This window comes from Dichotomicrobium thermohalophilum (assembly GCF_003550175.1).
In the GTDB taxonomy this organism is placed as follows: Bacteria; Pseudomonadota; Alphaproteobacteria; order Rhizobiales; family Rhodomicrobiaceae; genus Dichotomicrobium; species Dichotomicrobium thermohalophilum.
Genome location: NZ_QXDF01000005.1, coordinates 20,224 through 33,780 on the forward strand (window position 1 = coordinate 20,224; position 13,557 = coordinate 33,780).

At 64.4% G+C, this 13,557-nt stretch carries 12 protein-coding genes; 9 read left to right on the plus strand and 3 right to left on the minus strand.

The genetic code is table 11. The features are described from left to right. Window positions 1-75: 75 nt before the first annotated feature. Window positions 76-1,467 (plus strand): alkaline phosphatase family protein, encoded by a 1,392-nt coding sequence (locus BXY53_RS13325; protein ID WP_245410480.1) that lies wholly within the window; start codon window positions 76-78, stop codon window positions 1,465-1,467. 164 nt (window positions 1,468-1,631) lie between these two features. On the opposite strand, the gene BXY53_RS13330 is transcribed toward BXY53_RS13325, so the two are convergent. The 3 genes from BXY53_RS13330 to BXY53_RS13340 are packed head-to-tail and all read right to left on the minus strand — an operon-like array spanning window position 1,632 to window position 4,884. Then, complete coding sequence (locus tag BXY53_RS13330; RefSeq protein WP_119062511.1) at window positions 1,632-2,501, minus strand: UbiA family prenyltransferase; 870 nt, start codon at window positions 2,499-2,501, stop codon at window positions 1,632-1,634. Continuing rightward, on the minus strand, window positions 2,501-3,688 hold the full coding sequence (gene eboE, locus BXY53_RS13335; protein WP_119062512.1) for a metabolite traffic protein EboE: 1,188 nt from the start codon (window positions 3,686-3,688) through the stop codon (window positions 2,501-2,503). The genes BXY53_RS13330 and eboE overlap by 1 nt, the downstream gene beginning before the upstream one ends. After that, window positions 3,688-4,884, minus strand: coding sequence for a 3-dehydroquinate synthase (locus BXY53_RS13340; RefSeq protein ID WP_119062513.1), 1,197 nt, complete (start codon window positions 4,882-4,884; stop codon window positions 3,688-3,690). Before BXY53_RS13340 ends, eboE begins: the two co-directional genes overlap by 1 nt. 112 nt (window positions 4,885-4,996) lie before the next feature. On the opposite strand from BXY53_RS13340, the gene BXY53_RS13345 reads away from it, so the two are divergent. The 8 genes from BXY53_RS13345 (at window position 4,997) to BXY53_RS13380 (ending at window position 13,551) form a co-directional block, all read left to right on the plus strand. Continuing rightward, on the plus strand, window positions 4,997-5,353 hold the full coding sequence (locus BXY53_RS13345; protein WP_119062514.1) for a transmembrane 220 family protein: 357 nt from the start codon (window positions 4,997-4,999) through the stop codon (window positions 5,351-5,353). A 180-nt stretch (window positions 5,354-5,533) separates the two neighbouring features. Further along, entirely contained in the window at window positions 5,534-6,964 is a 1,431-nt protein-coding gene (locus BXY53_RS13350) for a PQQ-dependent sugar dehydrogenase (protein WP_119062515.1), read from the plus strand. Between the two features lie 106 nt (window positions 6,965-7,070). Then, window positions 7,071-7,565 (plus strand): c-type cytochrome, encoded by a 495-nt coding sequence (locus BXY53_RS13355; protein WP_119062516.1) that lies wholly within the window; start codon window positions 7,071-7,073, stop codon window positions 7,563-7,565. 279 nt (window positions 7,566-7,844) lie between these two features. Continuing rightward, on the plus strand, window positions 7,845-9,134 hold the full coding sequence (locus BXY53_RS13360) for a PQQ-dependent sugar dehydrogenase (RefSeq protein WP_119062517.1): 1,290 nt from the start codon (window positions 7,845-7,847) through the stop codon (window positions 9,132-9,134). A gap of 96 nt (window positions 9,135-9,230) precedes the next feature. Next, window positions 9,231-9,578, plus strand: a complete 348-nt coding sequence (locus BXY53_RS13365; protein WP_119062518.1) for a c-type cytochrome — start codon at window positions 9,231-9,233, stop codon at window positions 9,576-9,578. Window positions 9,579-9,800: 222 nt separating this feature from the next. Beyond that, window positions 9,801-11,099: an NAD(P)H-dependent oxidoreductase gene (locus tag BXY53_RS13370; protein WP_119062519.1), complete on the plus strand. Its 1,299-nt coding sequence runs from the start codon at window positions 9,801-9,803 to the stop codon at window positions 11,097-11,099. Between the two features lie 267 nt (window positions 11,100-11,366). After that, window positions 11,367-12,554 carry a DegT/DnrJ/EryC1/StrS family aminotransferase gene (locus BXY53_RS13375; RefSeq protein ID WP_245410481.1) on the plus strand — a complete coding sequence of 396 codons (1,188 nt, stop codon included), beginning with the start codon at window positions 11,367-11,369 and terminating at the stop codon, window positions 12,552-12,554. A gap of 25 nt (window positions 12,555-12,579) precedes the next feature. Further along, window positions 12,580-13,551 carry a Gfo/Idh/MocA family protein gene (locus tag BXY53_RS13380; protein ID WP_119062520.1) on the plus strand — a complete coding sequence of 324 codons (972 nt, stop codon included), beginning with the start codon at window positions 12,580-12,582 and terminating at the stop codon, window positions 13,549-13,551. Window positions 13,552-13,557: the final 6 nt, after the last annotated feature.

Sequence of the window (13,557 nt, forward strand, 5' to 3'; positions counted from 1 at the left end):
ACCGAGCACGGTAGCCAACAGCCGCCAGCTTGTGAAGGGCAGATCACCGCCAGGTATCACCGGCATCGCGGGGAGATGATGACACCGACACTGGTCATCCTGGTCGTCGGGCTTTCGCCCGATCTTGTGGGAGAGCACACGCCGAACCTGTCGCGTCTCGCCAAACAGGGCGGCATGCGCCCGATGAAGCCCGTGTTGCCCGCCGTCACCTGTAGCGTTCAGTCCACGCTGATGACCGGCCGGCCGCCTTCGGGCCATGGCGCTGTCGCCAACGGCTGGTACTTCCGCGATCTCGCCGAGGTGCTGCTCTGGCGGCAGCCGGACATGCTGATCGACGGCGAGATGATCTGGGAAGCGGGCCGCAACCGCGATCCCGACTTCACCTGCGCCAAGATGTTCTGGTGGTACAACATGTACTCCAGCGCGGACTGGAGCGCGACGCCCCGCCCGATGTACCCCGCCGATGGCCGGAAGATCCCCGATCACTACGCGCAGCCGCAATCGCTGCGCGACGAGCTGAACGACAAGCTGGGCATGTTCCCGCTGTTCAAGTTCTGGGGGCCGGCGACCGACATCTCGTCCAGCGAGTGGATCGCCGATTCGACCATCCACGTGTTGGAGACGCGCCAGCCGACGCTCGCCCTGACCTACTTGCCGCATCTGGATTACAACCTCCAGCGGCTGGGACCGGACCTGTCGCATCCGCGGCTGCAAGAAGATCTCCGGGAAGTCGACGCGGTTTGCGGGAGATTGATGGAGGCAGCGGAACGTGAGGGCCGGCATGTCATCGTGGTTTCGGAATACGGCATCACGCCCGCAACCGACGCGGTGCACATCAACCGCGCCCTGCGCGAAGCCGGCCTGATCGCCTGGCGCGAGGAAATGGGGCGCGAGGCATTCGACCCCGGCGCCTCCGAAGCCTTCGCAATGGCGGACCACCAGATCGCGCATGTCTACGTGCGCGATCCAGAGCGCATCGCGGAAGTGCAGGCGTTGATCGCTGGGCTGGACGGTGTGGAACAGGTGCTCGACGAGGAGGGCAAGCGCGCCTACGGGCTGGACCACCCGCGCTCGGGCGAACTCGTGGCGATCGCCGCGCCGGACCGCTGGTTCAGCTATTACTACTGGCTGGACGACGACCGCGCGCCGGACTACGCCCGCACCGTCGATATTCACCGCAAACCCGGCTATGACCCGGTCGAGTTGTTCATCGACCCGGACATCAGGTGGCCCAAGCTCGCGGTGGGCTGGCGGCTGGGTTTGCGCAAGCTGGGCTTCCGGCGGCTTCTGGACGTCATCTCGCTGAAGGATACGCAGCTCGTGAAGGGTTCACACGGCCGGCTGCCCCACAGGCCGGAAGAAGGGCCGCTTGTGATGAGTTCGCAGCCCGACCTGCTACCCGAGGGTACGGTAGAGGCGACGGGCTTCAAGCAACTCGTGCTCGATCATGTCTTCGGTCTGTCCTGATAGACATGCGCCGCCAGTGTCATGCTCCCCAGCGCGCCCGAAGGACGTGCCGAGCCGCCGACTGGCGGCCGGCCCGTTGGGCCGAAACCGGCGGACGGATGTCCGCCGGAAAGCCAAGAAACCGGATTGCTTCGCTATGCTCGCAATGACGTGATTCTGGCGGCTCAAGTGCCGGGAATGACGCGCTGAAAGGCGATCGTCAGCAGGAACCCGGCCAGCGCCACCGCCGCCAACTCTGCGGAGAAAATGCTGATCAGCGCCGCATCATAAAGTGCCATGCCCGCGATCAGGCTCACGACCCCGCGCGGCACGTCTCCCGGCGCGCGCCGCAGGAAGCGGCGCACGGCGAGCGCGGCCCAAGTTGCGAACACGGCAAGGATCAAAATCGGGAGAATCGCCCCCTGCGAAAGCACCGCGACGATGATCAGGGGCAGCGTCAGCAACAGCAGCGGCCACAAGCTGCCCATCTGGTTCAGCGACTCCTGCTTCGCCGCATAGGTCAGCCCCGCCGTGTAGCTCCATAGGCCGAGGGCGGCCAGCAGCACGGGCGTTTCTGCGGGCCCGGCGACCGCCGCCGCCGCGATCAGGTACACCAGAAACCGGCAGGCGCCCATAATGACAGGCGCGAGCGTGGTGCGCTTGTGCAACCAGTCATAGAGCAGGATAGCGCCGGCGAGTGCGACACCCAGCCAGCCCGCGGCCGCGCTCACGGCGAACAACAGGAGCACACCCGCCAAGAGTTGCCCCGCGCCCAGCAGGAACACGGTACTGCGGCTGATCTTGCCGGTCGGTATGGGCCGGTTCGAGCGCTGCGCCGCGTCGATCTCCGCGTCGAACGCATCGTTGAGGAACATGCCGCCCGTGTAGTGAAGCGACACCGCCAGGATCAGCAGCAGCATCGTCGCGAGGTCGGGCGCCATGAACCGCACCGGCTCCGCCGCGAAGGCCGCGCCCAGCACGGCCCCGGCCAGCAGGTTCGTCCAGACCGTCGGCAGGTTCGACACCCGACCCAGGATCAACAGCGTGCGCAGCATCAGGCATTCAGGCGGGTCGTCACCCAGGACAGCTCGCGCGCGATGGCGTCCTCGACCGGCACATTCCGCAAGTCTGGCGGCAGGACATCCCAGGTATAGGTTTCCACTTCGAGGTGATCGGAGATCGGCGCTTGCCGGTGCAACTCCAGAACCTCGGCGAGCACGTGCTGGGTCGTGCTGAAGTGCTCCAGCTCGGCAAGGAACAGCGGCACGTGGAAATGCACGCGCCACTCGTCGTAGCTCTGCGCCTCGGCGGCCGCAAAGGCATCGGGCAGATCGAGAAACCGCTCCAGTGTCTCGCCGCGCCGCGCCACGACCTGATGCAGATAGGTTTCCTCATCGAAGGCGCGCAGGCGTTCGAGCGTCTCGGGCGTCACGCGCCGCAGATGCAGCGCCGCGCTAAGCTGGAGCTTGGGCACGGCGATGCCCGCTCCCCGCAGCGCGGCGACCGATTCCCCGGGGTCTTCGTACTCCACGGCGGCGTGGCAGACATCGAAGCATACGCCGAGATGCCGGCGCAGCGCCTGTTCCGCCTGCGCCGAAGACAGGCCGGTCAGTTCACCCATGCGCCGAACAGAGTTGACGTTTAACAGCCAATCCTGAAAAAAGGTGAGAGCTTCGCCGGTCGTCTCAAGGTAGCAGTGCGGCTCAGGCTCCAGCGCCAGCGCGATCTGCTTTCCGGTCTCCTCGGAAATCCGATGCAGATGCACCGCATGGCGCAGAAGATGCTCGCGCATCGCCTCTTCCTGTCCGCGCCCGACCGGGCGAAAGGCGCAGGGTACCGTGCTGATGCTGCCGGTCATGCCCTCCGGCAGCAGCCGGGCCAGCAGATCCGCCAGCCGGTTCGTATAATCGAGCCGCGCACCCTCGGCCCAGCTCGGCTCATACACCTTCGCCTTCACGGTGGTGTCGTGAAACGGGCCGTAGGGAAAGCCGTTGATCGTGAAGACGTAAAGATCGTTTTCCGAAAGGAGGGCCGCGAAATCCTCTAGATTGTTTGGTGCGGCCAGCGCCTCCGCCGCCCGCGCCGACAGCCGCAGGCCCACGCCGAAAGGCTGCTCGGGGCAAACCCGCTGCTTCACCCGCGTGACGCGCTCCGCCACCGTGCGGCGCGTTTCCGCCCAGGTCTCACCCGGATGAATGTTCGTGCAGTAGGTCAGGCAGCCCAGCTCCCCCCGCAAGTGCATCAGACTTCTCTTCGCTTTTCCAGCCAGTCTATGGCTTCGAGCACCTTGTCTTCGGCGATCTCGTGAACGTCCACGCCGGTGCCGATGTCGCTGAGCATGGTCACGGTCAACTCGCCGCCGAGATGCTCGCGGAACTCCCGCAGGCCGCGCAGGACAGCCAGGTTGCCACTCGCGTCGATCTTGCGCAGCGCCGGATGCCACAGCTTGAAACCCAGATGCTCCAGGAGGAAGCAGACGCGATCATCCTCTCCTTGCGGCAGCAGCCCGGAAAGCACAGAGTAACGCGTGTCGAGCGCGATGCCGATGGCGACTGCCTCGCCGTGGCGCAAGTGGTGATGCGTGATCGATTCCAGCTTGTGCGCGGCCCAGTGGCCGAAATCCAGCGGCCGCGCGCTGCCCGTCTCGAACGGGTCGCCGCCATGCGCGATCTGGTTCATGTGAAGTTCGGCGCAGCGCCGGATCATGTAGGCCATCGCATCCGGCGCGAAGATCGACAGCGCGTCGGCGTTGCGCTCCAGCCAGCCGAAAAAGTCTGCGTCGCGGATCAGCGCGACCTTCACCGCCTCGGCCATCCCGGCGATCATTTCGCGCACGGGCAGCGTGTTCAGCAGCTCGGAATCGTTGATGACCGCAAAGGGCGGGGCGAAGGTCCCGACGAAGTTCTTGACGCCATTCAGGTTCACGCCGTTTTTCACGCCGACGCCAGAGTCGTTCTGGGACAGCACGGTGGTGGGGATGCGAACGTGGCGAACGCCGCGATGCGACGTTGCCGCGACCAGCCCGACCATGTCCAGCACCGCACCGCCGCCGACCGCGATCACATAGGAGTGGCGGTCGATGCCGTGCTCGTAAACCTGATCCTGGGCCTGCTCGACGAAGGCCAATTCGTTCTTGACCTTTTCGCCGCCCGGGACGGGGCGCGGCGGCGCCACCAGCGTCATGCGGTTGCCGTGGGCCGTGGCGTATTCGGCGATCCGGGACGGGAGGTCGGGCGCGCAGGCCAGCAGGCCGTCATCGACAAAGACGAGACAGCGGTGCTGCTTGTCCGGTTCAAAACGTGTCAGCGTGTCGATCAGCGCCGGGTTGTCCGGACGAAACACGCCCGAGGTAAACACAACCGGGTACTCGTATGGCACCGAAAACCGCTGCCAGTGGATATTCGTTGCCGATGCCTCTCCCGTCTCAACTCTGCTCATGCCAAACTCCCGGCTGTGTCTTCCGCACTCTCTCAGGCCTTGCCACTATGGCGCAATATCCCGTAGGGAACGAATTCGAAAACAATGATCATTCTGCGCATGGGAGGGCCGCATGCGTTACATCTCTGGCGCGCTCGCGCTGTTTCTGCTCCTTTTCGCCGTGGCTCAGTACAACGATCCGGACGGGCTGTTCTGGGCGGTGGCGTATGGGGTTCCCGCTCTGTGGGCGATTGGTTTCGCTTTCGCTCCGTCGGCGCTACGCGGCACTGTGCCGGCGGCGCTGTTCACCGCCTGCGCGATCATCGCTTTCGTCGGCGTATACTACTTCTGGCCGCAGGCCAACGAATGGTGGCGTCAGGACGTCTGGTGGAACGATGAGGCTGCGCGCGAAGGGATGGGGCTGATGATTGTCGCTGCATCATTTCTCTTTCTCGCTGTGGCGATATTTCGCACCCGCCGACATGCGTGATAGGGTCGCACCTGTTTCTCCGCTGTCAACCTAATCAACTGAGGCGGCGGAGCAATGACGGGCTTGCGGGTATCACCCCTCGTGATGCTCGCAGGCGCGTCCAACTAATTGGCTTTGCCCAAAACAGGGAACGGTTGCTGACGCCCTGCGTTGGGGCAAGGCCGCAAAAAGGAGGAAGAAATGAACCGCGTATTATCGACGCTTGCAGCTACAGCCATCGCCCTCGGGCTCGGCACCGCGGCGCACGCGCAGTCGGTCCCGCAGACCGTGGACGAGGTGGCGGAGCCTGGCGGCACGCTGCCGGGCAACCCCGAGATCGCGCTCGTCAAGGTGGCTGAAGGCTTCGCTGACCCGACGAACGTCACCAGTGCCAACGATGGCTCTGGTCGCATTTTCGTCGTAGAACGCGTCGGCCGCGTGAAGATCGTCAATCCGGACGGCACGGTTCAGGAAGAGCCGTTTCTGGACCTGACGAACATCAACCCGCTTGGGTCTGACGTGCAGACCGGCTTCGTGGAGCAGGGCCTCTATTCCTTGGCTTTCCATCCGAATTTCGAGGAAAATGGCTATTTCTTTGTCCATTACGCCTCGCTGCCGTTCAACGGCGACGGCGTGATCGTGCGTTTCCAGGTCGATCCGGAAAGCCCGAATGTCATGACGCCCGAGCGGACCAACGAGACCGCGAAGGTCATCATGCGGATCGAGCAGCCCTACTATAACCACAACGGCGGACAGATCGCGTTCGGTCCCGACGGCTATCTCTACATCGGCAGTGGCGACGGCGGCTGGGAAGGCGACCCGCTCCAGGCGGGCAAGGACCTGTCCACGCCACTCGGCAAGATGCTCCGCGTTGACGTGGATGTCCCGGAGGACGACCTGCGGCCTTACCGCATCCCGGCGGACAACCCCTTCGCCACGGCAGCAAAAGAGCGGCTGATGGTCCTCTTCGGCATCACCGAGGAAGAGTTCGCCGAAATCCGCACCAAGGCCGAGCCGGAAATCTGGGCTTACGGTGTCCGCAACCCGTATGAATTCTCGTTCGACCCGGAGACGGGCGATCTCTACATCGCCGATGTCGGCCAGAACCATTGGGAAGAGATCATTTATCAGCCAGCGGACAGCAAGGGCGGCGAGTATTACGGCTGGCCGGACATGCAGGGCACGTTCTGCCATCCGATGACCGGTGATCCCGCAGAGCAGGAGTGCTCGGTCGTGGGCGTTCTGCCGGCCGCCCAGTATCCGCACCAGACACCCTACCCGGGCGCTGAGGACCTTGAAGAAGGTTTCGGCTGCTCCGTGCAGGGGCTCGGCGTGGCCAACTACGGCGGCATGGACGGCGTTTACCTCGCCGGCGACTGGTGCTCCGGCCGCGTCTTCGGCCTGGGCTGGGACGAAGACGCCGGAAAATGGCAGCTGCAGGAGCTTCTGCAGACCGGGCTGCAGTTCACCGCCGGCGGCTACGACGAAGACGGCAACGTCCTGGCCGTGACCGCCAACAACTTCTACCTCGCCGATCAGGGCCCGCTGCAGAACCCTCCGGGCGCGCTTTGGCGCGTTGTGCCTGCGGATGAGGTTCCCGAAGGCGCCGAGGTCGCTCGGGTCAAGGAGTAAGTCCCTTCCTGGACTTCGGTAAATCGGAGTGCGCCGAGCCTTCGGGCTCGGCGTTTCTTTGGAAGAAACCTCTCACCCAACGAACAAGAGCAAAAGAGAGTGGAGAATGCGTTCCGCACTTATCGGCATCAGCCTTTTGGCCCTCGTGGCCGCAAGTTTCTCATTGCTGCCTTCCAGCCTGTCGGCGCAGGACAGCGCGCCTGAAAAGAAGGACGGCAAGGTGGTTTTCCGGCACGTTCTGGACGATGCACCGATCGAATTCGAGTTCAAGCCGGAACAGGAAATCACGGAGGCCGTCGAGATTTTCCATCAGACCGCCGAAAACCCGTACTCGGGCAACGAGGAAGCCATCGCGGATGGCAAGAAGCTGTACAACGGGCTGTGCTCCGCCTGCCACCTGCCGGATGGCACCGGCCGGATCGGACCGAACCTCGTTGACGACAAGTACGGCTATGACGACATCGCAACCGACAAGGGCAAGTTCGAGATCATCTATGCCGGCGGCGCAGGCGCGATGCAAGCCTTCGGTCGGCGCCTCACCCAGGACGAGATTTTGCGCGTCATGGCCTACCTTGAGAAGCTGAAGGCCGAGGCGTCCTGATTCCTGACGGATGTTCGCGGGAGGGGCAGATCCGCCCCTTTCCCGCCACATCTCATTCGCCCGCAACTCCCTTGCGGCGGGCTCCAGGCGACCGACTGCGAAAGGAAATTTTCGAGCTTTCTCAAGACCGTCACGCAGTCGAAACGGGGCACCGGCTTTCCCGGACGGGGTTAACCGTTGCCTACCCCCGCCCTGCAGCCGTAATCTTTCTCCCAGCGGCGCAAAACAAACCAGCTCCCACCAGGAGCCCAAACGCCGCGGCACCAAGGGAGGAAAGACGTGAATCTCAAATCAATAATCTCATCCTGCCTCAGCTTCATCGTGGCCGCCGTACTCGCGGCAGGAACGGCCACCGCTCAGGAAAAAATCAAGCTCGAACCCTTCGTCGAGGGCCTGAACCAGCCAGTGGCAATGGTCCAGACGCCTGACGGCCGCATGTTCGTCGCCGAGCAGTGGGGTCGCGTCCGCGTGGTCACCGCCGATGGCCAACTCCTCGGCGAGCCGCTCCTGGACATTCGCCACCTCATAGTCGACCAGATACCGGACTTCGACGAGCGTGGTCTCATCGGCCTGGCGCTCCATCCGGATTTCGAGAACAACGGCAAGTTCTATGTCGCCTACTCCGGCCACAAGGACTGGCAGGGGCGCCTCAACGAACTGCTCTGGTACGACCACAACAACGTCGTCGCCGAGTACACGATTTCCGATGAGAACGAGAATCTGGCGGACCGGTTCTCCGGGCGTGTGCTCTCGTCGATCGCATGGCCGCAATTCAACCATAACGGCCACTGGATGGATTTCGGCCCGGATGGAATGCTTTACGTCTCTGTGGGTGACGGTGGCTACGCGAATGACTGGGGCATCGGCCACAATGTGCGTACCGGCAATGGTCAGGATGTCACGACCGTCCTCGGATCGATCATGCGTCTCGATCCGGAAACCGGTGAAGCGGCTGAAGGCAACCCGGACCTGGGGCCGGACGCCGACCCGCGCATCTGGGCCTACGGCCTGCGCAACGCATGGCGCTGCTCCTTCGACATGGGCGGCGACAATGAACTGTTCTGCGCCGATGTCGGACAGAACAGCTATGAGGAAGTGAACATCGTCGAAGCCGGCGACAACCTCGGCTGGCGCCGGATGGAGGCGAGCCATTGCTTCAACTATCTGGAGCCGGACAACCACCCCGAGGAGTGCGACACGTCAGGGCTGAAGATGCCGATCATCGAATACGAGAACTGCACGGCCCGGCCGCAGAACTGCAAGGGCATCTCCATCACGGGCGGCTACGTCTATCGCGGCAGCCACGAGCCCTGGCAGGGCAAATACATCTTCGGTGACTGGTCCAAACAGTTCGGCGCCTATGACGGCCAGATCTTCTTCGGCACCGAGGGCGAGGACGGCAACTGGACCATGGAGACTGCCGAGGTCACCAACATGGACGGCAATATCCCCTACGTCCTGTCCTTCGCGCAGGACAATGACGGGGAGGTCTACGCCCTGACCTCGGTCACCACCGGTCCGGCTGGCGGTGCTCAGGACACGATCTACAAGATTGTGCCCAGCGAGTAAGCCCTCAGCGGCAGCGTTGGACGACCCGCCTTCAAGACGTGCCTGGACGCCCCGCAGCCGCGGGGCGTCTTGCCGAGACAAGAAGAGAGAAGACCAATGAAGTCCGCTTTCACAGCTGCGCTCTTGGCCGCGGTCATTGCGCTACCGGCATACGCGCAGGAGGCGAGCAAGCCGCCCGAGCCATTCACCGAGGATTTCCTGAGCGACGCCGAAAACATCAACGCCGGCCAAGAGATGTGGGCCGAACAGTGCCGCCACTGCCATGGCCGTACCGCCTATCCGGGGAAGGCGCCGAAACTGAAGCCATACAAGTATAAGCCGGAGTTCGTGTATCGCCGCGTTACCGACGGCTTCCGCAAGATGCCTTCCTGGGAAGAGGTCTACACGGACCTCGAGCGCATGCAGATCACGGCCTACGTGCTCAGCGACGATTTCTCGCCGTGAGTGGAGAACGGTGCCGGCTGGCGGCGGTGATCGCCGCCGAGCCGGCCCTGCCGGCCCTGACCGCCTGCTGCGCGCTGTTCTTTTCATGCAGTCCTGCTGAGCGCGCGCTTCGCGTAACAAGCAAGGCCCGGCGGGCAGCCGCGAGCGCGTGTCCGCTCTGGCGGTTCGCGGGTATAAGATGGCTGGACCGGGCACCAATTTTCAGCATTGGAGGCGCAGGCAATGAACTTGGCGAGAATGGCGGCGAGCCGGATGGAAGCCGGTCGGCCTGTGCGGGCCGGCCTCATCGGAGCCGGCAAGTTCGGCTCGATGTTTCTCGCGCAGGTGCCGACCATCGCCGGGCTTGAAGTAACCGCCATCGCCGATCTGGCACCGGACCACGCCCGGGCAGCCTGCCGGACCGTCGGATGGGACGATGCGCGGACCGAGAAAATCGCGTTTACCGAAGACGGCACTGCGCTCGCAGCGCGCGATGATGTCGAGGTCGTCATCGAGGCCACCGGACAGCCCCGCGCCGGGATTTCGCATGCGCAGGCCGCGATCGCGGCCGGCAAGCATGTCGTGATGGTCAATGTCGAAGCCGATGTTCTCGCCGGTCCGGCGCTGGCGCAGCGCGCGGCGAGCGCAGAGGTCGTCTACTCGATGGCATATGGGGATCAGCCGGCGCTGGTGGCCGAATTGGTCGACTGGGCACGTGCTTCCGGCTTCTCGGTCGCGGCCGCCGGCAAGGGGACGAAGTATCTTCCTGAGTATCACCACGTCACGCCTGATAACGTCTGGGAGCACTATGGGCTGAGCCTGGACGAGGCGCGGCGGGCCGGCATGAACCCGCAGATGTTCAACTCGTTTCTGGACGGGACGAAAAGCGCAATCGAAATGGCTGCAATCGCAAACGCGACCGGCCTTGCTGTTCCCCGTGCCGGCCTGAGCTTTCCGCCCTGCGGAGTCGACGATCTTCCACATGTCCTGCGGCCCCGTAGCGCCGGCGGTCAGCTTGAGCATTCCGGCATGGTCGAGGTCGTCTCCAGCCTGGAGCGCGACGGGCGCCCGGTCTACCGGGACCTTCGCTGGGGCGTTTACGTGCTTCTTGAAGCGCCGAACGACTATGCCGCCGCGTGCTTTCGCCAATATGGCCTGCCGACCGACAGCACGGGCCGCTATGCGGCCATGTACAAGCCGTTTCACCTGATCGGTCTCGAACTGTCGATCTCGGTGCTGAGTGCGGCGCTGCGTCGTGAGCCCACCGGGTGCGCCCACAGCTTCCGGGGAAATGTAGCCGCGGTCGCCAAGCGCGATCTTGCGGCGGGCGAGATGCTGGACGGCGAGGGCGGATACACTGTCTGGGGCAAACTGGTGCCCGCGGATGCGGGCGCGTCCGCCGACGTCCTGCCCATCGGGCTGGCCCACGGCATTCCGCTGGTGCGCAACGTCAGCGAGGGCGAAATTCTGACATTCTCCGATGTCAAAATCCCCGACGATGAGGTCATTGGCATCTACCGGGAGGCGACGCTGACGGCATGACGGCCTCTGGCCCGGCACGGGGGCGCATCCACAGGCCCTGCTGCGGGATAAAGCGCGGCGATCTTCCTCGGCGGCTGCGCAACCCCGTCAGGACTGAACAGGTCGCGGCCGAGCGGGACACACGGGCAAAACGAATTTCCTCGTGTATAAGTTGTTAAACGCTGCGCATGGCCACGTTGACTCTGCAGGCGCGCTGGGGGGAAGCTGGATCAAGCGCAAACGGGGTGTGCTTTCACTTGCTTGCGCGCAACGGGACGGGAGGGATTCGTGGGAAGCAGTCAGACGGATGGGGGCTACGGGCTGAATGTCACACCGACGGGCTTGGCCGAGCAGCGCCTTCTCTTGGGCGATCAGATCGACCAGGCGATCGCGCGCGTTCTGGCGCATGGGCAGTTTATCCTTGGCCCGGAGGTGACCCAGCTTGAGCAGCGGTTGGCCGATTTCTGTGGCGCGCGCCATTGCGTCACTTGCGCCAGCGGCACGGACGCGCTCCAGCTCCTGCTGATGGCAGAAGGCGTCGGTCCGGGCGATGCCGTATTCGTGCCCGCCTTTTCCTTCGTGGCGACCGCCGAGATCGTGCCGCTCGTCGGCGCCGTACCGATTTTCGTGGATGTCAGCGCGGACAGCTTCAACATGGACCCGTCGAGCCTCGAGGCGGCGATTGGTCTGGCGACGCGCCTCGGACTACGGCCGCGCTGCGTGATCGCTGTCGATCTGTTCGGACAGCCCGCAGACTATGACGCCATAGACGCCGTGGCCGCACCCCACGGCCTGACCGTGATCGCCGACGCCGCTCAGAGCTTCGGCGCCAGCCGCCACGGCCGCGCGGTCGGCACACTCGGCCATCACACGGCCACAAGTTTCTACCCGACCAAACCGCTGAGCTGCTACGGCGACGGCGGCGCGATCTTCACGGACGATGATCACGTCGCTGATCTGCTGCGTTCGTTGCGGGTCCACGGGCAGGGACGATCCAAGAACGACAATATCCGGGTCGGGTTGAACAGTCGGCTCGATACCATCCAGGCGGCAATCCTGCTGGCGAAACTCGACCTGTTCCCCCAGGAAATCCTGGAACGGCAGGCCAGGGCCCGCCGCTATAGCGAAGGACTTGGCGATATCCTGCGGGTGCCCGAGGTGCAAGAGGGCGCGAGCTCCGTTTGGGCACAATATACACTGGTGCTGCAGGACCGGGACGAGCTGGCGGCGCTGTGCCGGCAGGCGGGCATACCCGCAGCCGTTTACTACCCCGTGCCGCTCCATGCCCAGCCAGGCTATCGGCGCTTCCCCGCCACGCCCACCGGCCTCACGAATGCGGAGTGGCTTGCCAAACACGTCATCAGCCTGCCGATCCATCCCTATCTCGATGCTGAGACGCAGGACGCGATCATGCAGACTGTTCGCAGGGGGCTCCAAGCCGTCGGGAAACTCTCTCTGGATGCACAGTATGCCTGACACCCGGTCTCAGGGACCATCGCCAATGGCAGATCCTATCCGCGTTGCCGTCGTGGGGGCCGGCTATTTCGGGCGCTTCCATGCGAAGCATTACGCCGCCGCGCCGCGAGCGAAACTCGTAGCCGTCGTCGATACCGACGAAGCGCGCGCCCGAACGGTGGCGGCAGAAGCGGGCTGCGAGTATTTCTGCGACTATCACAGTCTCGTCGGGCGCGTGGACGCGGTCAGTGTCGCGGCGCCCACGCCGGCGCACTTCCAGATCGCGAGGGACCTGATGGCGGCCGGCCTCCACGTTTTCGTCGAAAAGCCGCTGACCGATAGCGTGGAGAGCGCCAGTACGCTGGCTGAACTCGCCGAGTCGCAGGGTCGGGTGCTGCAGGTCGGTCACGTTGAGCGCTACTCAGCGGCTTTCCGCGCCCTGGCGAAACGCGTCACGCGCCCGCTGTACATAGAAAGTTACCGTATCGCGCCCTGGCGGGAGCGCGGGGTCGAGGTGGACGTGATCCTCGACCTCATGATCCACGACATCGACATCGTCATGGGGCTTGTCGGCTCGCCCGTCACGCAGGTGGAAGCTGTCGGGACGCCCGTTCTGAGCGGGACGACCGATCTGGCGAACGCGCGGCTCGTTTTCGAGTCCGGGTGCGTCGCCAACATCACAGCGAGCCGGGTGAGCTACAAGACGGAGCGGCGCGTCCGTGTGTTTCAGCCCAACCAGTACGTGATCTGCGACATGGCCGAGGGGCGCATATTTCAATATCAGCTTCGCGGCAACCCGGCCGTCGAGGGGCCGGCGGCGATCGCGAGCGACTCCGTCGAGATCCCGAAAGAAGACAGCCTGGCCAACGAGATCAGCGAATTCCTCGACTGCGTCGCCACGGGGCGCCGGCCGACGGTGGATGGCCGCGCCGGATGCGAGGCGGTGCGCGTGGCGGGCATGATCAACGCGAGCATCGGTGCGCATCACGAGGCCGCGCTGGCGCTATCAGAGGTTTGATCGGCC

What these genes read in the sequence shown, in the direction of transcription:
- eboE (WP_119062512.1), bottom strand. Translation starts at nt 3,688, where the DNA reads ATGCACTTGCGGGGGGAGCTGGGCTGCCTGACCTACTGCACGAACATT.
- BXY53_RS13365 (WP_119062518.1), top strand. Translation starts at nt 9,231, where the DNA reads ATGAAGTCCGCTTTCACAGCTGCGCTCTTGGCCGCGGTCATTGCGCTA.
- BXY53_RS13340 (WP_119062513.1), bottom strand. Translation starts at nt 4,884, where the DNA reads ATGAGCAGAGTTGAGACGGGAGAGGCATCGGCAACGAATATCCACTGG.
- BXY53_RS13355 (WP_119062516.1), top strand. Translation starts at nt 7,071, where the DNA reads ATGCGTTCCGCACTTATCGGCATCAGCCTTTTGGCCCTCGTGGCCGCA.
- BXY53_RS13380 (WP_119062520.1), top strand. Translation starts at nt 12,580, where the DNA reads ATGGCAGATCCTATCCGCGTTGCCGTCGTGGGGGCCGGCTATTTCGGG.
- BXY53_RS13330 (WP_119062511.1), bottom strand. Translation starts at nt 2,501, where the DNA reads ATGCTGCGCACGCTGTTGATCCTGGGTCGGGTGTCGAACCTGCCGACG.
- BXY53_RS13345 (WP_119062514.1), top strand. Translation starts at nt 4,997, where the DNA reads ATGCGTTACATCTCTGGCGCGCTCGCGCTGTTTCTGCTCCTTTTCGCC.
- BXY53_RS13325 (WP_245410480.1), top strand. Translation starts at nt 76, where the DNA reads ATGATGACACCGACACTGGTCATCCTGGTCGTCGGGCTTTCGCCCGAT.
- BXY53_RS13350 (WP_119062515.1), top strand. Translation starts at nt 5,534, where the DNA reads ATGAACCGCGTATTATCGACGCTTGCAGCTACAGCCATCGCCCTCGGG.
- BXY53_RS13370 (WP_119062519.1), top strand. Translation starts at nt 9,801, where the DNA reads ATGAACTTGGCGAGAATGGCGGCGAGCCGGATGGAAGCCGGTCGGCCT.